At 37.1% G+C, this 20,804-nt stretch carries 18 protein-coding genes, 1 tRNA gene and 2 rRNA genes; 11 read left to right on the top strand and 10 right to left on the bottom strand.

Annotated features, from left to right (window positions below):
- Window positions 1-476: 476 nt before the first annotated feature.
- From N2201_01515 to N2201_01505, 3 genes are all read left to right on the top strand, one after another.
- Entirely contained in the window at window positions 477-1,499 is a 1,023-nt protein-coding gene (locus N2201_01515) for a tRNA 4-thiouridine(8) synthase ThiI (GenBank protein MCX7784896.1), read from the top strand.
- Between the two features lie 234 nt (window positions 1,500-1,733).
- A complete protein-coding gene (locus N2201_01510; protein ID MCX7784895.1) occupies window positions 1,734-1,970 on the top strand; it encodes a NifU family protein in 237 nt (78 codons plus the stop codon).
- Between the two features lie 47 nt (window positions 1,971-2,017).
- Window positions 2,018-2,923 carry a sugar phosphate isomerase/epimerase gene (locus tag N2201_01505; GenBank protein MCX7784894.1) on the top strand — a complete coding sequence of 302 codons (906 nt, stop codon included), beginning with the start codon at window positions 2,018-2,020 and terminating at the stop codon, window positions 2,921-2,923.
- 1,468 nt (window positions 2,924-4,391) lie between these two features.
- Here N2201_01505 and N2201_01500 read toward each other — a convergent pair.
- The 4 genes from N2201_01500 to N2201_01485 all read right to left on the bottom strand — a co-directional run bounded on the left by N2201_01500 (window position 4,392) and on the right by N2201_01485 (window position 8,594).
- A complete protein-coding gene (locus tag N2201_01500) occupies window positions 4,392-5,534 on the bottom strand; it encodes an acyl-CoA dehydrogenase (GenBank protein MCX7784893.1) in 1,143 nt (380 codons plus the stop codon).
- An 87-nt stretch (window positions 5,535-5,621) separates the two neighbouring features.
- Window positions 5,622-6,797 carry an acyl-CoA dehydrogenase family protein gene (locus N2201_01495; GenBank protein ID MCX7784892.1) on the bottom strand — a complete coding sequence of 392 codons (1,176 nt, stop codon included), beginning with the start codon at window positions 6,795-6,797 and terminating at the stop codon, window positions 5,622-5,624.
- Between the two features lie 6 nt (window positions 6,798-6,803).
- Window positions 6,804-7,568, bottom strand: a complete 765-nt coding sequence (locus N2201_01490; protein MCX7784891.1) for a 3-oxoacid CoA-transferase — start codon at window positions 7,566-7,568, stop codon at window positions 6,804-6,806.
- Between the two features lie 54 nt (window positions 7,569-7,622).
- The gene (locus N2201_01485; GenBank protein MCX7784890.1) at window positions 7,623-8,594 is read right to left on the bottom strand and encodes a CoA transferase subunit A; all 972 of its coding nucleotides are present in this window, start codon (window positions 8,592-8,594) and stop codon (window positions 7,623-7,625) included.
- 177 nt (window positions 8,595-8,771) lie between these two features.
- Between N2201_01485 and N2201_01480 the strand changes: the two genes are divergently transcribed.
- The 3 genes from N2201_01480 (at window position 8,772) to sppA (ending at window position 10,873) form a co-directional block, all read left to right on the top strand.
- Window positions 8,772-9,695, top strand: coding sequence for an OprO/OprP family phosphate-selective porin (locus N2201_01480; protein ID MCX7784889.1), 924 nt, complete (start codon window positions 8,772-8,774; stop codon window positions 9,693-9,695).
- Between the two features lie 156 nt (window positions 9,696-9,851).
- Window positions 9,852-9,925, top strand: a tRNA-Ile gene (locus tag N2201_01475).
- A 72-nt stretch (window positions 9,926-9,997) separates the two neighbouring features.
- Window positions 9,998-10,873, top strand: a complete 876-nt coding sequence (gene sppA / locus N2201_01470) for a signal peptide peptidase SppA (protein MCX7784888.1) — start codon at window positions 9,998-10,000, stop codon at window positions 10,871-10,873.
- A gap of 17 nt (window positions 10,874-10,890) precedes the next feature.
- Here the strand turns inward: sppA and N2201_01465 are convergent, their stop codons facing one another.
- Both N2201_01465 and secA read right to left on the bottom strand, forming a co-directional pair.
- Window positions 10,891-11,304, bottom strand: a complete 414-nt coding sequence (locus N2201_01465; GenBank protein MCX7784887.1) for a hypothetical protein — start codon at window positions 11,302-11,304, stop codon at window positions 10,891-10,893.
- Between the two features lie 76 nt (window positions 11,305-11,380).
- Entirely contained in the window at window positions 11,381-14,419 is a 3,039-nt protein-coding gene (gene secA, locus N2201_01460) for a preprotein translocase subunit SecA (protein MCX7784886.1), read from the bottom strand.
- Window positions 14,420-14,931: 512 nt separating this feature from the next.
- Here secA and smpB point away from each other — a divergent pair.
- From smpB to N2201_01435, 5 genes are all read left to right on the top strand, one after another.
- The gene (gene smpB / locus N2201_01455) at window positions 14,932-15,384 is read left to right on the top strand and encodes an SsrA-binding protein SmpB (protein MCX7784885.1); all 453 of its coding nucleotides are present in this window, start codon (window positions 14,932-14,934) and stop codon (window positions 15,382-15,384) included.
- 1 nt (window position 15,385) lies between these two features.
- Entirely contained in the window at window positions 15,386-16,441 is a 1,056-nt protein-coding gene (locus N2201_01450; GenBank protein ID MCX7784884.1) for an N-acetylmuramoyl-L-alanine amidase, read from the top strand.
- 94 nt (window positions 16,442-16,535) lie between these two features.
- Window positions 16,536-17,351, top strand: coding sequence for a glutamate racemase (murI, locus tag N2201_01445; GenBank protein ID MCX7784883.1), 816 nt, complete (start codon window positions 16,536-16,538; stop codon window positions 17,349-17,351).
- A gap of 17 nt (window positions 17,352-17,368) precedes the next feature.
- Window positions 17,369-18,097: a ribonuclease PH gene (rph, locus tag N2201_01440; GenBank protein ID MCX7784882.1), complete on the top strand. Its 729-nt coding sequence runs from the start codon at window positions 17,369-17,371 to the stop codon at window positions 18,095-18,097.
- A gap of 94 nt (window positions 18,098-18,191) precedes the next feature.
- The gene (locus tag N2201_01435; GenBank protein ID MCX7784881.1) at window positions 18,192-19,160 is read left to right on the top strand and encodes an RluA family pseudouridine synthase; all 969 of its coding nucleotides are present in this window, start codon (window positions 18,192-18,194) and stop codon (window positions 19,158-19,160) included.
- A gap of 83 nt (window positions 19,161-19,243) precedes the next feature.
- Here N2201_01435 and N2201_01430 read toward each other — a convergent pair whose 3' ends face one another.
- From N2201_01430 to N2201_01415, 4 genes are all read right to left on the bottom strand, one after another.
- Window positions 19,244-19,900, bottom strand: a complete 657-nt coding sequence (locus N2201_01430) for a prepilin-type N-terminal cleavage/methylation domain-containing protein (GenBank protein MCX7784880.1) — start codon at window positions 19,898-19,900, stop codon at window positions 19,244-19,246.
- Window positions 19,901-20,151: 251 nt separating this feature from the next.
- Window positions 20,152-20,268, bottom strand: a 5S ribosomal RNA gene (gene rrf / locus N2201_01425).
- A 133-nt stretch (window positions 20,269-20,401) separates the two neighbouring features.
- A complete protein-coding gene (locus N2201_01420; protein ID MCX7784879.1) occupies window positions 20,402-20,653 on the bottom strand; it encodes a four helix bundle protein in 252 nt (83 codons plus the stop codon).
- A 50-nt stretch (window positions 20,654-20,703) separates the two neighbouring features.
- Window positions 20,704-20,804 (bottom strand): 23S ribosomal RNA (locus N2201_01415); the annotation flags it as partial.

The raw sequence follows: 20,804 nt of genomic DNA, 5'->3' as shown, positions 1-20,804 counted from the left end.
GGTAGTACATAATATTTTGTGTAAATTTCGACTTGATATGGTAAAAATAAAGGTATATCTCTTATGATGGACAATTTTTAATAAGAAAAGAAGAACACTCCTAATGAAGAAAAGAAAATTTAACAGAACTCTTGTCGCTACCCTCTTTATCATTTTATATATCTAAGAAAACTAAAATGAAAAGTTAGCGGAGTCAAGATATTGTAACACCTGTGCAAAGAATTTTAAGGAAAAGATGGAGCGTCAAGATATTGTAGAACTTATGTGAAGTATCTTAAGAGAAAGATGGTGTAGTTATCAAGATATTAGTTAAACAATAAAAAATATTGGAATGGAGTTCCTTCTAAAATTTAGCGCTTAGATAATAAAAAATGAAAGTCTAATAGTTATCTGTCTTATTAAAAATAACAAACCAATCTTTAATCTTGCAATTTCTTAAGTCGTATTTTATAATTAATTTTCAGATACTAATAAAAATGCAAAACTCCAATGCTCAAAAGCAACTTACTGGAATTGGCCTTTTATCTGGTGGTTTAGACAGTATTTTAGCACTACATCTGGTCAATTCGTTAAATATTAAAGTCGTTGCGGTCTGTTTTGTCTCACCCTTTTTTGATAATTCTCATCGCGCAAGAGCAATAGCCCAAGAACTTAACATTGATTTACGTATTATCTGGTTTGGTGATGAATATATCAAATTAATCCAGCATCCGAAATTCGGCTATGGCAAAAATCTCAATCCCTGTATCGATTGTCACATCTATATGTTAAAGAAGAGTAAAGAACTGATGGAATCTATCGGCGCTGATTTTGTCTTTACTGGCGAAGTCTTAGGCGAAAGACCAATGTCACAAAACCGACAGTCTCTTAAATTAATCGAACGCGAAGCCGGTTTAACCGGCCGACTATTACGACCACTCTCTGCCCAATTGTTAGAACCAACGATTCTGGAAACCCAAGGATTAATTGACCGAAGCCGATTACTCAATATTCAAGGCCGGTCCCGAAAAACCCAATTATTGTTAGCCCGGCAGTATAATATTAAAGACATTCCCCAACCGGCTGGCGGTTGTCTTTTAACTGATAGCCAATTTAGCAAACGTCTGCGTGATGCCTTGTTTTATAATGAGGTTTCCTTAAATGATATTGAACTTTTGAAGTTCGGTCGCCATTTTCGGGTTCGGTCTTTAGAAAATGAGCAACTGCCTCCGCTAAAAATTATTGTTGGCCGAGATGAAAAAGAAAATCAGCAGTTGTTACAATTAAAAATGCCCGATGATTTAGTCTTACAGCCCTTAGATGTTCCCGGCCCGGTTGTCCTAATCCGAAATCCCAACCAAATAAATATTATTCATAATGAAAAGATTTTATCTTTGGCTGCTGGAATTTGCGCACGATATAGCGATAATCAAGGTCAACCAGTAAAGATTTCTGTTGCGGAAAAGATTATCCTCACTCAACCCCTGAATAATAAAATGTTTGACAATATGAAAATTTAAATTTACAATTTTATATGCCATAATTAATTGTTCTCTGTTTTTCCGAAATGTTCTTCAATCCAGATAATAAAAGTTCGTTTCGGAGAAAATCAAATTTGACCGAGTAGAAGATAATGTTTTAACTCTGTGTTATCTTAAACTCGACGAAAAGTCAAAATAAGAGAAAACAATGAATAAAGCGATAAAAATAAACTGCTTTCAATATTGAGCATAACCTTTGGATAGGAGAAAAAAATGACTGAAGAAACTAAAGAAAAAATTAAACACTTAATTGAAAACACGATTCGTCCTGGACTTCAAGCCGATGGTGGTAATATTGAATTGGTTAAGATTTTAGATAACGGCGTAGTTCAAGTGCGATTACACGGCGCCTGTGCCCAATGTCCCTTTTCCCAAATGACCTTAACTTTAGGTGTTGAAAAAACACTTAAAGACGCCATCCCTGAAGTAGCACGAGTCGAAGTCGTATAAGACTATCACTAATTTTCACCAAAACCTAATTCTAAAACTCGTCCTTTATGACTAATGGTATAATTAATCAAACAACTAAAATTGTTGAGACAATTAAAAATCGATTAGGAATTCAAATCCTATTCGATTTTAATAACATTCTTTCTGCTTGCGATTTTGCTTTAGAACATAAGATTAAAGTGCTGGAATTAAATCTCAATAATATTGATTTCTCACATCAAATTCAAAGTGCTAAAAATCGACGCGCGATTGCCGAATATCTGAGAAAATATAAATTGACCCTACTTTTTCATGCGGCGGAAGGACTGTCGTTTTTTATTCCAGACCGCACGACTCAAAATTTTATTGTCAAATCAATAGTCAAATTGCTTCACCAAGCACAAGAAATTGGTGTCAAACGCGTAACTTTTCATTTAGGCACGGATATGAGTTTTGGGGTTTCGGCTCAAAAATTAAGAACTTTTGAAGTCTATCCTGATTTCTATAATCAACATCTTTACATAGCCTTATCCACACTCAAAAAAAACATTCCGCCCAAAGTGTTTTTATGTGTGGAAAATGTTGGTGGTTTTCGCTATCCGTTCATTTTAAGCATGCTACCACAATTATTAGGCGGAAGATTTGGGTTAACAATGGATATTGGCCATATCAATCGTTTCTTTGGCATAGAAAAAGAACAAGAATTAAAATTCTTCTGGGATAATCATAAACATATCAAAAACTGTCATATCCACGACAACAACGGCGAATGGGACCAACATAATATTATCGGCGAAGGAAATATTAATTTTCAACCCTATTTTGAACTACTTGCAAACTCAGACACTTACTTTATATTTGAAGTTCGTCCTAAAGAATCAGCATTGGAATGTATTAAACGATTCGACCACATCATTGCTCCAACATTGAACAAAAACTCAGTAAACTTCCCAGCAATAAACCAAAGCCGCTAAACTTAACCCTTAATTCTATTAAGAGATTTACGAATACGCACTAAAAACTACCATTTACTTATTTCTCTAACAAAGAGTATAAAAGAAATATATATATATTCATACTTATCAAAACAACTTATGATTTTCTATTACTTTTGCTTAAGAAAAATATGCTTGAAAGCGAATCCTGAAAAAGTTAAGTTTGCTGATTAATATACCGACTTACCAAATATTACCTTTTTTGCTGTATTCTCTCCGATATGAATGTGCGCTGTAAGTTCGTTCCTGAGCACTTTTTCAGAACAGTTCTTAAAACGATACTTGACAAATTCTAAGTTTTCTGTATAATCTTGAGTATTTACACTAATGTTTATCTGTGGTAGTTCTTTGATAATTCTACAATGGCGAATCGGTATCAACAGACTTTATTTGACTTATAAAATAAATGAGATGTTGGCTATTTGCTGATAAAACTTAAGATATTGATATTCAAAGCCCGAAAAGCCAAAAGAGAACAAATGCTGTGGGGGTGCGGTATGGGTACAGTGCTGGAGCCATCCCTTACACCGCTTAATAGGTCAAAAAGTATATCTTTTATAATGTCTAAGTCCTTGTTTCTTAATTTACTTATGTCTTTGCCAATGTTTATGCCTCAAACTCAGTCAATTAAATCGCCTTTCGTCTTATCATTCAACTCGTCTTTCAGCCCTGCGCTGACCATATTAAAGATGCTTTAACTTCCAACACTAATTACATCGTCAATCGCTGTGAACAGAAAAATAAAGGAAGTAACCTCTTTAAATCACGAATTTCACGACACTGTCGCCATTCGGGGCAAATCGAGAAATCTCTACCTAATTCCTATAAGTTTCAACAAGTTAAGACTTTATGCGTTTCTATCAGTTTCCAGGAATTATGTTTCGAGTTTCAATACTTATTCTGTATAGTCTTTTTTTGTGACTTTCTGAAATCAGTGTAGTTAATCTTAGAATCCTCAAATCTTACAATCGCTAAATGGTTAAATAACGAGTCCGGCAGGCTCTCATTAAAAAAATCACATCTGATGAATACAGATCTCTATAAGAGAATTAAATTTGTTTAGTTGATAAGTTTCGCATTTAGGACATTTGGAAGAATAACCTTTTATACCATCACAATTAGGACAATATACAGTTCCGCACTTTTCACATTTTCGGATCGGTGTCTTATGACATCTGGGGCACAATAGCATATTTTATCATCTCCTTTTAATCGAATACATAGAGATTTTTCAATCTGATATTCGGGCAACTTCCTTATTTTATTTATTTTCCACATTAAATCTTACATTACCATAATCTTAACATTTGATTGTCAAGATTAATTTTTTGAAACTCATAGAATTTTGATAGAAATTCATTAAAATTTGTTGGTAAAAAAATAAGAAAGTAAACGCAGATGAACACTAGTAAAAATGAGGTTTTAATTGTGCTATCTATGATTTATTTTAACTCAACAGATTTCTCGCAATGACAATTTTCTGAATTTCCGAAGTGCCCTCGTAGATTTCAAGACATTTTGCCTCGCGATAATATCGTTCTACTGGATAATCTTTAGAATATCCGTAGCCACCAAAGATTTGCACTGCTTCCCGCGTTACTTCTACTGCAATGGTTGATGCGTATAATTTAGCAATGGATGATTCTTGAGAAAATCTCGGAACGCCTTTATCTTTTAAGAATGCTGCATAATAAGTCAAAAGCCTTGCTGCTTGAATTTTCATTGCCATCTCAGCCAGTTTGGCTTGTATCATCTCAAATTCACAAATCGCCTTGCCAAATTGTTTTCGTTCTTTAGAATATTGGATTGATTTATCCAATGCGGCTTGGGCAATACCAACTGCTTGCGCTCCAATATCAATTCTTGAGACATCAAGAATACCCAAGGCGATTTTGAATCCTTTGCCTTGCTCTGCTAAAAGGTTTTCTTTGGGAACTTTGCAGTCTTCAAATATTAACTCGCAGTTGCCCGTTGCTCTTAAGCCCATTAAGTCTTCGTGTTTGCCTAAAGAAAAGCCTGACATTCCTTTTTCGACGATGAATCCACAGATTCCTTTATAACCTAAAGATTTATCTGCAGTTGCAAACACGATAAAGACATCAGCATTTTTCGCATTAGTGATAAATCGTTTTGAGCCGTTGAGAATATAGTAATCGCCATCAAGTTTTGCGGTTGTTTCCAAACTCGCTGGGTCAGAACCGACATTAGGTTCAGTTAAAGCAAAAGCACCAAGTTTTTCACCGGAGGCTAATTTAGGTAGTAAACGCTTTTTTTGTTCTTCTGTGCCGAAAGTATAAATTGAATGACAAACTAAAGAATTATGAACTGCAACAATGACACCAGTAGAAGCGCAGGCGCGGGAGATTTCTTCTACGGCAATTGCCAAACTGACAAAATCGAAACCTGCGCCACCATATTCTTCCGGCACAACCATTCCCATAATACCAAGTTCTGCTAATTTTTTTATATTTTCTGTGGGAAATTCGCCGGTCTTATCAAGTTCCACTGCTTTGGGTTCAAGTTCTTCTTTCGCAAATTTACGCATCATATCTTGAATCATCTTTTGATTTTCCGTTAATTCAAAATTCATAATTTCTCCTCATTTTTAACCACGAAGACACGAAGGACACGAAAAGAATTTCGTGTTTTCTTTGTTTCGTGATTTCATAATAATCTTTTATTTTCGAAAGACATCGGGTTTTTCTTCGCCTTTGAATTTTCTTATCATTTCTCGAGCAATAATCAGTCGCATTATTTCCGAAGTTCCTTCACCGATTTCCGATAATTTGGCATCCCGATAAAATCGTTGGATAGGTAAATCATTAGTTAATGCTGGATAACCAATCATTCGGATGATTTCGCCACTTGCCCAAGTGCCAAGTTCTGAAGCGTATAATTTTGCCATTGCCGATTCTTGGTCCGCACGCATTCCGGCATCTTTTTTCATTGCTGCGTCATAGACCATTAGTCTTGCGGCATAAAGATGAGTTGTCACATCGGCAATAATTTTTGATATTTGCTGAGACCTTACGGGATTTTTTGACAACCATTCTAATCCGATATCTAAAGCGCCTTGGGCAATACCTAAAGCATGCGCTCCAATACTAATTCTTCCGCCATCTAAAGTTTCCATAAAGATTCGATAGCCATCATATTCTTGACCCAAAAGATTTTCTTTCGGCACGAAACAATCTTCAAATATCAATTCCACAGTATTGGATGCTAAAAGACCCAGTTTATGTTCTCGTTGACCAATTGAAAAACCCTTAAAATTAGTTTCGACAATAAAACAGGTAATACCTTTTGTGCCTAAGGTGCGGTCTAAACTTGCCGCGACGATAACCGTTCCTGCATATTCGGCTGAAGTGATAAATCGCTTTGTACCATTAAGAATATAACCTTGGTCCGTCTTTTTAGCAGTAGTTTCAATTGCTGAAGCATCGGAACCAGCATTAGGTTCAGTAAGGCCAAATGCTCCTAATATTTTGCCGGATGCCAGTTGAGACACATATTTTTTCTTTTGCGCTTCAGTGCCGAATCGATAAATCGGATAAGTTCCTAAAGAAGTATGCGCACATAAAGTTAATCCAGTTGAAGCACAAACTCTGGAGATTTCTTCAGCAGCAATGGCATAACTCAAATAATCTAAACCCAGACCACCATATTCTTTAGGATAAGGAATACCCAGATAACCTCTTTGCGCAAGTTTTTGCACAATGTCAATGGGAAATGTCTCGTTTTTATAGATTTCTGAAGCATAGGGTAAGATGTTATTTTGAGCAAAATCATAAACCTCTTGACGAAATTTTTCATACTTGTTATCTAAGTTTGGGCCGTCAACAAATCTTATCATAAAAGATTAAATGTAAAGCCTATCTGGGTCGACTTCTTCTCGCAGAATCTTTAATTCCTGTTCAGTCGGTTCAGGATTCACGCCTACTTTATCCGCAATCAGCATTTCAAATTCTGTATTCTGTAGAACTTGCTCTACGGTCACGCCAGGATTAGTTGCCAAAAGCATCATCCGTTTCGTCTTCTCGTCGTAGCCCATTAAGCCGAGATTACTGACAACCCGATAAGGACCAGTATTAGGTGGCAAACCAGCTGCCTCTCTGGCACCGGGACCAGTTAAATAACCTGGGGTCGTAATAAAATCAACCTTTTTAACAAATCGCTTGGTATCGTGCTGACGCATAATCGCAATAGTTTTCCAACAGTGAGACCCAACATCATTAGCACCACCTGAACCCGGCAATCGAACTTTGGGAGGCCAATATTGACCAATTACCGTGGTATTAAGATTACCATACATATCAATCTGTGCACCACCCAGAAATCCATATTCAATAAATCCTCTTTGCGCGGTTTCCATTGTATCGCAGATTCCACTGGCAATTACTGCTTTATGAAAAGTTCGGGAATCACCGACACCTAAAGGAAGTTTTGCCAGACTGGCACCAATACCACCGAATTCAAAGGCAACAATCAAATTAGGGGCATGCATCTTTTTGGCTAATGCTGCGGCCAACATCGGAATACCCGTGCCGACAAATGCTACGGTCTTATCTGCCATTAGTTTTGATGCCACACAGATTAGAAATTCTGTTTCATTATAATTAGGCATAATAACCTCCTCTTGGTTTCATGTCATTGTAAAGTCTTTTTATACCAGAAAGCATTAGCGCCCTCCAATCATTGATTGTAGTTTTTTAAGCCGGTCTATACCGATTAGTTCAATATACTCATCGTGATTTTTCACGCCATAGACATATTTATCTAAATAAGCTTTGACTTTGGCAGGGTCTTTGGAATCTTCCAAAAACGATTTAAGGTGTTCCTCATCTCGCCAATACATATAGCACATTTCACCAGGATGAGAACCAAAAGGAGCATGCACCACCGCATCAACTAAAAAATAGGGAATAATTGTATGTTCCGGATACCTTCTAATTTCTTCAGTATCAATAATTTCTTCTGCACTAACAATTAATTTTTTTGATGCTCGAGCCAATTCAAAAGCAAAACCCGAAATTCCGTCAATTTGACAGTTGCCATAAATATCTGCCCGATGGACATGAATCAGACCGACATCCAAAAACAAAGCCGGCAATAATGCAACCTTCTGACCAGTAAAAGGACAATTGACAACTTTAGCCGCACTATGTTTTAAGGTATCAGTGCCGAGCATAGAAAAAGTTGGTATAAAGGGAATACCCATTGCCGCGGCTTTGAATCGCCAAGTAATTGCGGCATTAGACCAGTCAGTCGTTTTCACTCGACCGCTTTCTACTGCCCGGCGTAAGATATTAGAGATACCATAAACTTCCCAAGCAATATAAGTAATATCCAGAGTATCAACTAAATCTGCAGCTAAAAGCAAATCAATCTCATGGATACCTTGACCCGCAACGCGGAGATGTTTTTTACCTTGCCGAATCAATTCTCGAGTCAAAGACATTGGCGCACGAACCGTGCCATAAAGTTCTGTGCCAATATAGTCACCATCTTGCACAAATTTAGCAATTGCTTCTTGTTCACTCATTAATTTGGGAGTCAGCGTCTTATCTTTATGCTTACGGACCCATTCGCGAAAACCCCAGACATCAGGCTTTTGGAACAACTCACCAATTCCAGATTCTACGACATCCATAGTTGCCTCCATTCATTATGATTAATTTGAACAATTTTCATGCTCTAAATATAATTTCAAAATCATTGATTGTCAACCTTGACATTGTAAAGAAGCGAACCTATAATCCGTTCTATCTATAATTGCGATTAGATAATAGATTAGTAACAGAAATCTTAAAGAAAGGAGCATAATAAAATGAAACGGATTCTATCAATCTTAATCATACTTATTGTTAGTCTTAGCTATTCTCAAGATGTAAAAATTGCTCAGGGAAAATTAACCCTTGATGGTTGTCTGTGGGCACAATGCCGAATGAATAAAGATACATTTACCTTTAATCGCCGAAGTGCTTTTGTCGGATTAACGGCAACTTTAACCAGTTGGGCGACAGGGCGAATCTATTTTGATGTTGCTGATATTTCAGGGAAACCATTATATGACCTATATGCCAACATTAAACCTATTACTAATTTGAGCATTATTTTCGGACAATTTAAGTTACCATTAGGAGTTGAAGTTCTCACCAAATCAGAAAATCTGGAATTGACGGATTATTCGTTAATTGGTAGAACTTATATCCGAGCTCCTAAAGGAACACGCGATATCGGTTTGCAAATGTCTTATAAACAAGATTTATTAGAAGCAACTCTGGCATGTGTCAATGGTGTTGGTCGCAATATTTCTAATGATGATAATAAGAATAAATGTCTTGCTGGCAGAATTATTGCTAAACCAATTGCGGTTCCGCTTTTAGTGCCGGGGATAAATTTTTATCTTGGCAAATATGAGCCGAACACATCATTTCATCGGATTGGTGCAGAAATGAACTTCGCCTTTAATCCGATTAGCGTTAAAACTGAATTCCTGCACACTAAAGATGCTTCGACTACAGGTGCTGGTTTTTATATCCAACCAAGTTATATCTGGAAATTTTTACAACCAGTAATTAGATTTTCTACTTATAAAAAGCAGACCAGTGACCGAAATAGTGAATTGACATTAGGAATTAATTATCGGCCCTTAGCAGATAATTTAAAAATAATGCTCAATTACAAATATGAAAAATATTCCAATTCAACGCAAAAAATTTTGGTTGGTCAATTACAAGTTGCCTTCTAAAGAAATAATTTTGTTCCATAACTCCAACCGTTAACTGCTAACTATTGGCCGCAAATACGAAAAACAAATTTGATAACTTGTGTCCTTATTCAATCTTTTCTTTTGAAAATTACTATTGACATTTTGGAAATTTAATTTATCATATTGATAAAGATTGGGCCTATAGCTCAGTTGGTTAGAGCGCGTCCCTGATAAGGACGAGGTCAGTAGTTCAATTCTACTTAGGCCCATTTTTTAATTTATTGGCAGTGATTTGTTAATATGATTTCAACTGGCAAAAATAAGTAACAGGAGGTGAAACCATGAAGAAACCAAAAATTGTCTTATTAATTGTTTTGGTTGTTATCATATACATATTAGGTTTGGTCTTAATTATGATGCGGATACAAAGAGGCGGATTAAGTCTATTAAAAACTAAAGCCATCGGTGTTATTGAAGTTGAAGGATGTATTGGATGTGATCTGGATGCAAAAACAATTGTGAAACAACTTAAATCTTATGGGAAAAATCCTTTTATTAAAGTTATTGTTTTAAGAATCGAAAGTCCTGGCGGTGGTGTCAGTGCAACACAGGAAATTTATAATGAAATCAATAAGACTAAAGCAAAAGGTAAAAAAATTGTTGTGTCAATGGGCTCAGTTGCCGCATCTGGTGGTTATTATATCGCCTGTCCGGCAGATATCATTGTGGCTAACCCGGGGACTTTGACTGGCTCAATTGGTGTTATTATGGAATATCCGATGGTTGAAGAACTACTCAAGAAACTCGGTATCAGTTATGAAGTAATCAAATCTCGAGAACACAAAGATATTGGTTCGCCATTTAGAAAGATGACCGAAAAAGAGAGACGACTCTTGTCTGAAGTGGTTACAGATATTTATCAACAATTTGTCGATGTTGTCAGTCAAAATCGCAATTTACCAAAAGAAAAAGTATTAGAGATTGCTGATGGCCGAATCCTTTCGGGACATCAGGCACAACAGTTAGGATTAGTAGATAGTTTAGGTTCTTATGAAGATGCGATAAAGATTGCTTGCAATCTGGCAGGAATATCCGGTGAACCACATATAATTAAGGAGCGACCGAAGTTCACTTTGTTTAGAAGATTATTCAGTCGCTTCCTAAATTATCTTTTCAGTCCGATTCCTATGTATCTATATCGAATTTCTTCTAATTAATTTATATCCGTATATTTTTATTTTTCGGTCTCGGTCTCAGGAGCTACTCTTCCTCCTAAATCGCGAATTAGACGCCGAATATTTCTTTTCAACTCTCTAATTTGGATAACTGCATCTTCACGTTCTTTGCGGTCTTCTTTCTCTTTTAATGAAGAAACAATTGCTGAAAGTTCATTCAGTTTCGCATCCAATTCAGTTAGCATTGCTTGCTGTTCAGGAGACGGGGCGGTTAGTTTTGCTTTTACATCTTCGCTTCTTTGAGTAAGCCTTGCCAAATCCTTTTCCGACCGAGAAATGAATGCATCATACGCTTCGCCTTTTACTGGCAGAACACCTATCATTTGGCGTTGTTGTCTGCGGGATGTAACCGTAAAGATAATCGCAACAACAACCAGGATTCCGACAATGGTCCAAACAATAATTCGTGTCATATTTGCCTCCTAATTGATTTTTGTTAATGGCAGTTGTGTGCTTGTGTCTCGCAATATTTTTCTGCCATTTGTTTTTTTAATATTGGTTTTTGCCACAACATTTTTTATATTTTTTCCCTGACCCACAAGGACAGGGCTCGTTTCTACCTATTTTTTCTGAGCGATGCGACCAGGTCTGTACGGGCGTCTCTTTTTTATTTGAAGTCGATTGAGACGCGGTGTGGGGTGAAACATCTGCAGAAGTAGGTTGGCCACCAACTGCAGTTATTACTGTCGGTTTATAAGCTCTTAAGGGCTGAGATGGTCTTCGTGCACGGTCGCTTCGACTCTCAGTTGTTTGCACCTGAGCCCGAAACAAAAGACTTATTGCCTCTTTGTTAAAATCCGCCATCATTTGATTAAACATCTGAAACGATTCTTGTTTATATTCAATGAGTGGGTCCTTTTGGCCATATGCCACTAAACCAATCCCTTCTCGGAGAATATCTAAATCGTAAAGATGGTCGCGCCATTTATGGTCAATTATACGCAAAAAAACCGCTTTGACAAGTTCAGAAAATATCTCTTTGCCTAATTCTGCTTCCCGTTGTAAATACTGTTCCCGCGCAATCTTTTTTAATGATTCCGATAAATCTTTTGCTTTTATTAATGGTATCTCCTTTTTATCAATGGTAAAATCAGCCAGAAAGATTATCCCAAATTCGCCTTTAATTGAATCCCAATCCCAATTTTCCGGATATTTATCTGTAGCATATTTTTCAATTATGCGGTCAACTACATCATCAACTGCCGCCGAATAAATCTCAAAAAGGTTTTCGCCTTTTAAGATTTGGTCACGCAAATGGTAAATTACTTCTCGCTGGCGATTCATGACATCATCATATTCTAAAAGATGCTTTCGGATTTCAAAGTTACGGGCTTCTACTCGTTTTTGCGCGTTCTCAATTGCTCGACTGACTAAAGGATGTTGGATTGGTTCCATTTCTTTAACGCCAAATCGGTCCATAATGTTTGCTAATCGGTCAGAACCAAAGAGTCGCATCAAATCGTCTTCTAAAGACAAAAAGAATCGGGTTGAGCCTGGGTCACCTTGTCTTCCACTTCGACCGCGCAATTGATTATCAATTCTTCGGGCTTCATGCCTTTCGGTGCCAATAATATAAAGACCGCAGGGCACTTCGTCAATACACGGACCGTTTTCTTCCCAGATTTGACATCTTCCACCTGTGTGTTTAGTAATATAGCAACCTTCGCCTTTGACTACGCCTTTGCCAAGTTTAATATCGGTTCCTCTTCCTGCCATATTAGTTGCGATTGTGACTGCACCAGGTTGGCCAGCGAGGGCAACAATTTCGGCTTCTTTTTGATGATATTTAGCATTCAATACTTGATGATTAATGCCTCGGCGCCTTAACATTCGGGATAGAGTTTCTGATGCTTCTACAGAGGTTGTACCGACTAATATTGGTCGACCCTGCCGATGCCATTTTTCAATTTCATCTAATACCGCGTTATATTTTTCTCGCCGGGTCTTATAAATTACATCTGGGTAATCAATTCTACGAACTGGTTCATTAGTTGGAATTTCAATCACATCCAGTTTATAAGTTGACCAGAACTCGCTGGCTTGAGTCACTGCGGTACCGGTCATTCCTGCAAGTTTTTCATACATTCGGAAATAATTCTGAATTGTGATTGTAGCCAATGTTTGTGTTTCTTCTTGAACCCGAACGCCTTCTTTGGCTTCTAAAGCTTGATGAAGGCCATCAGAGAATCTTCGGCCTGGCATTAATCTGCCAGTAAATTCATCAACAATAATTACTTTATTATCTTGAACAATATAATCAACATCTCTTTCAAACAGAGTGTATGCTTTGAGTAAAGCCTGAAAATTATGCAAGATTTCACTCTTTTTCGCATACCGTTCATATGCCTTTTCTTTTTCATAAATCCGTTCTTTGGGTGTGAGTTTTTCATTGCGGTCAATCTTTGCTATTTCTGAGGACAAATCTGGTAAAGTAAAAAATTCTGGGTCATTAGGTGCTAAAAAATTGCGTCCTTTTTCCGTTAAATCAATTGTATGATTTTTTTCGTCGACAACAAATAGTAATTCGGCATCGAGTTCATGAAGTTTTTTGTCGCGGATAAAATCTAATTCCACCTTTTCAATTAGTTTTTTGACACCTTCCTCTTGCTCTACTTTCATTAGCCGTTTATTTTTCGGTGAGCCCCGTCGGGCTTGAAGAAACTTTATACCGGCTTCATAGGCCTTACCTTCTCGTAACAACTTTTCGCCTTCTTCCACCAGCCGGTTGACTAAAATCGTCTGTGATTGGTAGCCGCGTTTGACTAATGGCGTCAGATTATCAAACCCGCGGTCTGAGGCTTCAACCGGTCCAGAAATAATCAAGGGCGTGCGGGCTTCATCAATTAAAATCGAATCGACCTCATCAACAATGGCATAATAATGGCCTCTTTGGACCTTATCTTCCCATCTTATGACCATATTATCGCGCAGATAATCAAAACCAAATTCGTTATTAGTGCCATAGGTAATATCAGCATTATAATGGGGTTTTCTTTCTGTTGGTTCCATGCCTTGTTGAATACAGCCGACAGTTAATCCTAAAGTTTCATAAATCGGTCCCATCCATTCGCGGTCGCGACGCGCCAAATAATCATTAACTGTAACTAAATGGACACCGCGTTTAGTTAAGGCATTTAAATATAAGGGCATAGTTGCAACTAAAGTTTTACCCTCACCGGTTTTCATTTCCGCAATTTTACCTTCGTGTAACACGATTGCGCCAATTAACTGAACATCAAAAGGTACCATATTCCAGATTGTTTCAATACCACAAACCAACCATTTTTTACCGCACAGTCTTCGGCAGGTTTCTTTTACTAAGGCAAATGCTTCGGGCAGAATGTCATCTAAACTTTCGCCATCTTGTATTCGGGCAATAAAATCTTCGGTTTTTTTAGGCAGTTCGGTATCAGGAAGGTCTTTTAACTTTTCCCAAACCTCATTAATTTCCGCAACCTTTAGCCAAAGCCTTTTTAACTCCCGTTCGTTCTTTGTGCCTAATATTTTACTAAGAATCTTTGCTAACATAAGAAATTAGTGTCCTCTATTAGAAACCCGTCTTTTCAGACTCATAATAAAATAATAACACCAGTATTAGAAGCCTGACTTTTAGCACACATATTAATAGTAATAGCAGATAAATCTCATGTCAAGGTTAAAAAACCGAGCCTCGGAAATTACCAAGCGAGCAAACAAAATCTAAAAGTATCTGTGGATTTGATAGTGTATAATATTTTGTGTAAATTTAGACTTGATATACTAAAAATAAAGGTATATCCTTATATTTTAGGACTTGACGAACCAATATAGTTATCTATAATTTAACTTATGCTTTTAGGGCTAATTTAACTTATTATCTTATGATTTCGAGACAAAGTTTTATATATTTTAACTTAACCCATTATCTTTATTTTATGATCTTAGCACAAAATTTATATATCTTAACTTCTTGACTGATTGTTTTATGATTTTAGGAAGAAATTTATATATTTTTGATTTTAGGAAGAAATTTATTTATATATTTTAACTTAGCCTTAATTATGAAAATAGTTGCTACTAATCGAAAAGCATTTCATAATTATACTATCTTTGACAAGTATGAAGCTGGAATTCAACTTTGTGGCACAGAAGTAAAATCCGCTCGCGCCGGCGGTGTTTCTCTTAATGGTGGCTATGCTGCTGTTGAAAACGGAGAAGTTTATCTTTACGATGTCAATATTGCACCCTACAAACAAGGTAATATCTTCAACCGTGACCCCAAACGCAAACGGAAACTGCTTTTACATAAAGATGAGATTAAAAGGTTATATGGTAAAGTTGCAGAACGCGGATTTACCCTTATACCACTGAAATTCTATTTTAATGAACGAGGTTTTGCTAAAATCGAACTGGCTTTATGTAAAGGTAAAAAGATGCACGATATTAGAGAAAAATTAAAAGCACGGGCAATCGAACGAACCGAACGCATCGAACAAAAAGCCCGACGCAGATAATATGTATCTTAAACTAAAAATTATATTGCTGATTTTTATCTGCTCTTTGGCGTTAGGAAGTTATAATATTGAATCGATCAGTGTCTCCCAAATAAAAGATACTGTCTTAATGGTCTTAGAAGTTGATTCATCAGTAGATTGCGCTTGGCAATATTTATCCAAAACAAGTTTAAGATTATCGGTCAAGGCTCAAACTAAGACTAAAACCATCTCGGCTCGCGGTTTTATTAAGCAGATAAGAATAGTGCCGAAAACCAATGCTACAGATTTTGAACTAACATTTAATAAACCTTATGATTATAAAAAAGTGCTTTCCTCCGGAGGTATTACCATTAAATTTTTTCCCAAGAATATACCAACCATCAAAACGATTATTTTAGACCCCGGGCATGGTGGTATTGACCCAGGGGCAATTGGCAAAAGGGGGCTCCAAGAAAAGAATGTCAATTTAAGCATTGCCCAATTATTAAAAAAGAAATTAGAGAAATATGGATTAAAGGTGTTAATGACTCGTTCGGATGATTGTTTTGTTGCTCTTTCAGAACGCACTCGTTTTGCTAATGAAAAGAAAGGCGATTTATTTATCTCAATCCATTGCAATGCTTCAGCCCGAAACCGACAAGCCTGTGGTTTTGAGACCTACTTTCTCTCTGAAGCCAAAACTGACTGGGAACGAGCGGTAGCCGCAAAAGAAAATCAGTCTTTACAATTTGAAATCTCTAATGTCGACCCCTTACTTAATGATGATATTAGCACCATTCTTTCTGATTTAGCCCAAAATGAATATCTAAAAGAGTCCTATCAACTGGCACTGGAAATTCAAACTGCAGCAGTTTCAATATTAAAAAATGTCGACCGAGGAGTCAAGCAAGCCGGATTTTATGTTTTACGCGGATGCTTTATGCCGGCAGTCTTAGTTGAATGTGGATTCTTATCAAATAAAAGTGAGGAGAAAAAATTGCAATCCGAAAAATATCGAGAAACTATTGCTCAAACAATCTTTGTTGGTATCCAAAATTTTATTAAAAATTATGAAGAACAAAATGCCTTGCGATAATTGCTTAATTACTAAATCAACTACTAAATCTGAAAACCCTTACTGCATTGATTTACTTGTCAAAGATTAATTTTATTCGTAGGTTCTAAAGAATATGTCTGTCAAGTTAGGAAATAGACCGATTGGTGTTTTTGATTCCGGCATCGGCGGTTTAACAATTGTCAAAGCCCTTAGAAAAATTCTACCTTATGAAGAGATTATCTATCTGGGTGACACTGCCCGTGTGCCTTATGGCACTAAATCACCTGAGACTATAACTAAATTTGCTTTTCAAGACGCAAAATTTTTATTGGGTAGAGATGTAAAAATGATTATTGTTGCTTGTCATTCGGTTTCTTCGGTCTCATTAGATGACTTGAAAAAAAAATTTAATCTTCCAATCATTGGTGTAATTGAACCTGGAGCAAAAGCAGCGATTAAGGCAACCCGCAATAAACGCATCGGAGTTATCGGAACTCAAGCCACAATTCTTTCTGGTGCTTATGAACGAGCCATCAGAAAATTATGTCAAGATGTCGAAGTTGTCGCCAAACCAACACCATTATTTGTTCCTTTGGTTGAAGAAGGTTGGTATGGCAACAAAATTGCTTTTGAAATAGCAAAACTATATCTGTCTCCTTTAGTGCAAGAACAGATTGATACTTTACTGCTTGGTTGCACTCATTACCCTTTATTAAAAAAAGCAATCCGAAAAGTATTTCCGAATAAGATAAAAATTGTAGATGCTGGTTTAGAAACTGCATTGGAAGCAAAAGCATTATTAGAAACTCTTGGATTGAAAAACCGTAGCCGAAGGCATCCTCCTATTAGATTTTATCTTTCCGACTTAACTCCCAACTTCTCTGAAGTTGGCCGCAGGTTTTTGGGGTCAAATTTAGAAGATGTGATGCGGGCATCGTTACCTGAATAATTTAATCTTGGAGAAAAATGTTAAGAATCGATGGCCGAAAATGGAATCAGGCGCGGAAAATTGAATTGGATATCGGTTATCTCAAATATGCTGAGGGTTCTTGTCTTGCTATTGCTGGAAACACTAAAATCTTAGTGTCGGCGACTTATGAGCAACGCGTTCCGCCATTTCTTTTAGGCACAGGCAAAGGCTGGATTACTGCTGAATATAGTTTACTACCCCGAAGCACAGTGCAAAGAACAATGCGCGAATCAGTAACAGGACGACTCCAAGGTCGCACTCAAGAGATTAGTCGGTTTATCGGCCGTTCTTTGCGCTCAATTTTTGACCTTGATAGTTTAGGTGAAGCCCAAATTATTATTGACTGTGATGTGCTCCAGGCCGATGGCGGAACCAGAACCTTAGCGGTAAACGGCGGATTTTGTGCTTTGGCCCAATGTGTTAATTATCTGTTAGCCCAAAAAATCCTTAAGAAAAATCCAATTATCGAAAATGTCTCAGCAATCAGCGTAGGAATTGTTAATGGCAGAATTCTGTTAGATTTAAACTATCAAGAAGATAGTTTGGCTGATGTTGATATGAACTTAGTAATGACGGAATCTGGCCAAATTGTCGAAATCCAAAGCACTGCCGAGAAAAGACCTTTTAGTTATCATCAATTCCAAAATATGTTTACTGTTGCCCAAAAAGAAATTAAAAAGATTATAAAGTTTCAAAAAGAATGTCTGCGTTCTGTGCTTAAATAGAATGTCTATAGCGATATATCGGATATTTACAAAACAATTCCTTCAAAACAAAAAATAGACCTCTGTTTAATTTTTCCCCTTGATATATTAATCTATGGAAAAGGAGTTTCAACGAATTGTTTCGGAAAAGATGTGGGGAAAGAGATTGGACCATTATCTCTTATTATCTGGGATTGGTGTTTCGCGCAATCGGGTCTGTAAATTAATTGAAGCCGGAGCAGTTTTAGTTAACGGAAAAATTACCAAACCCAGTTATCGAGTAAAACCCGGTGATGAGATTCAGGCACGATTTGAAATCGAAGAGGAGTTAAAAATCACACCCGAACCGATGGCCTTAAATATTGTTTATGAGGATGAGGACATAATTATTGTTAACAAACCTGCAGGTATTATTGTGCATCCTGCGCGTGGTCATAATAGTGGCACTTTAGTTCAAGGACTTTTATATCACTGTCGTCATTTACCCGAACACCCTGATTCCAAAGTTCGGCCTGGTGTTATCCATCGTTTAGATAAAGATACTACTGGTTTATTGGTATTTGCCAAAACTGATTTTGCCTTATCTTATTTAGGTCAAGCAATTGAAGCCCGTAAAATAACTCGTGAATACTTAGCCATTGCTTGGGGAGACTTTCCTCAGTCGCAAGGAACAATCTCAGCACCGATTGGTCGTCATAGTCTTGACAGAAAAAAGATGGCCGTAACGCCATTTTCCGCTAAAAATGCAGTAACTCAATTTGAGGTGATTGAAAGGTTCAAAATTGCCACTTATCTTCGGTTAAAACTTTTAACTGGTCGCACGCATCAAATTCGAGTCCATCTTTACCACTATGGACATCCGGTTGTGGGCGATGCTGATTATGGGGGCAGAAGTCCCAGTTTAATTCGCTCACAATCTGAAGCACCGGTTTTTAAGAAAATACTCTCAATGATTCATCGCCAAGCATTACATGCGGTAAAGTTAGGTTTTATTCATCCAAGAACTAATAAGTATCTTGAGTTTACCGCACCACTACCCGAAGATATGACCAATCTATTGGATTTCCTTAGAGTAAATTTTTAACGAAAAAAATTCTCTTAAGTAGATTCAAAAAAGAATCTAAAATAAAAGGGGGCATTTCTGCCCCCTTGAAAATATTTGAGGTATTAGTTGTGAAGAATGAAGAAAACCATCACATCTGGAGCTGCTGGGTCTAAATCGAACATTGGAAAATGTTCATCAGCAGAATAGACTCTGCCCCAACCAGCAATACCATATTCTTTTACACCAGTTTCTGAATCAGCTTCGGGCCAAGTGCCAACCACAATTGTTCCTTGAGTATTTTCGCCATCACCAGGAAGAAGCCATCCTTCATACGGACAACCCTCTGGGTCATCAGTTCGAACACGTGCATTCTCGCCAGACGACTCAAAAATTGCATCACCGAACTCCGGCGGATTGGTATTAGAATAGAATAAGTCTTCATCAATTGTATACAATGTGGTTGCATAGGGGTTAATTGGTAAACGACCAGCAGTTGGGTCAGGTTGTGCTAAAGCATCACCACCAGGGAAATAGCAGATAAGCCCTCTATCTGCTGGGTCATCAGATGCAAACAAATCGCCTGAGGGGAAAATTCCCATATGGTCAGTTGCAAATGCTTCCATTGCTAATTGGAAGACATGCATATTATTCTTCACACTGGCTCTTCGGGCTCTTTCTTGCATTAAGACAAAGTTCGGTAGAATCAATGCGAGTAGAATACCGATGATGAGAATCACAACTAATAATTCAATTAAGGTGAATCCTTTTTCGTTACGCATGTTTATTCACCTCCTCTCTTGTTAGAATAAAAAATCTTTTTCCATTTTTGCTCCAAGCAAAATTGGAGGTATTTTTCATATCTATATTATTTTAACAGAAAATTCATGATTTGTCAAGCAAAAAATTTTTAGCATATCAAGTCTAAATATTATACACTACCAATTGTTAATTTTTAAACAAATCATTTTGAATCTACAAAAAATAATATTAATATATCTCTTCAGTTTTATATGATTGAAACATCTATATAACCCGGTGACGACCTACTCTCCCGCGCCGTTACCAGCGCAGTACCATTGGCCCTGGAGGGCTTAACGACTCTGTTCGGAATGGGAAGAGGTGTTTCCCCTCCGGTATTGCCACCGGGAATTTTTTATTGTCGTTTGTCTTTAGTCGTTAGTCTTTAGTTGTTTCAATGCTTTTAATTAGACTATTAAGCATTTTGCCGACACTATTGCATATAATTTCAAGTCGGCTATGCTCTATTTGCTGAATATATCCTAAATCTTTTGAGAGGTATAAATAATAACCGAGTTAACTACATGAAGCAAGCGCAGTAGATAAAAATCTTTTTTACTTTTCCTGCCCGAACCTTCTGCATTATTTGCTGGGATAGAAACACTTGCTCTTCGCATTTGAGATACAAGTCCGAAAATTTCCTGTTTTGGAAATTTTTGCGTAATTTTGTATATTTCTTTTGTCATTAGGTGTGCTAATTCCCAGACTTTTAATTGTCGATAGTTTCTACTCATCTTTCCTCCTAACGACTAAAGACTATTGACTAACAACTAAAAATGGCAGGAATCACAAGCCGCACGGCTGATTAGTATCACTTGGCTCAACCCGTTACCGGGCTTACACCTGTGACCTATCGACATCGTAGGCTACGACGAGCCTTTAGGG

It is taken from the genome of candidate division WOR-3 bacterium (genome assembly GCA_026418155.1).
Classification (GTDB): Bacteria; Hydrothermota; Tepidihabitantia; order Tepidihabitantales; family CAIPLT01; genus JAOABV01.
Note: the sequence above shows the minus strand (reverse complement) of the source record. Positions and strands in the feature narration are given on the sequence as shown.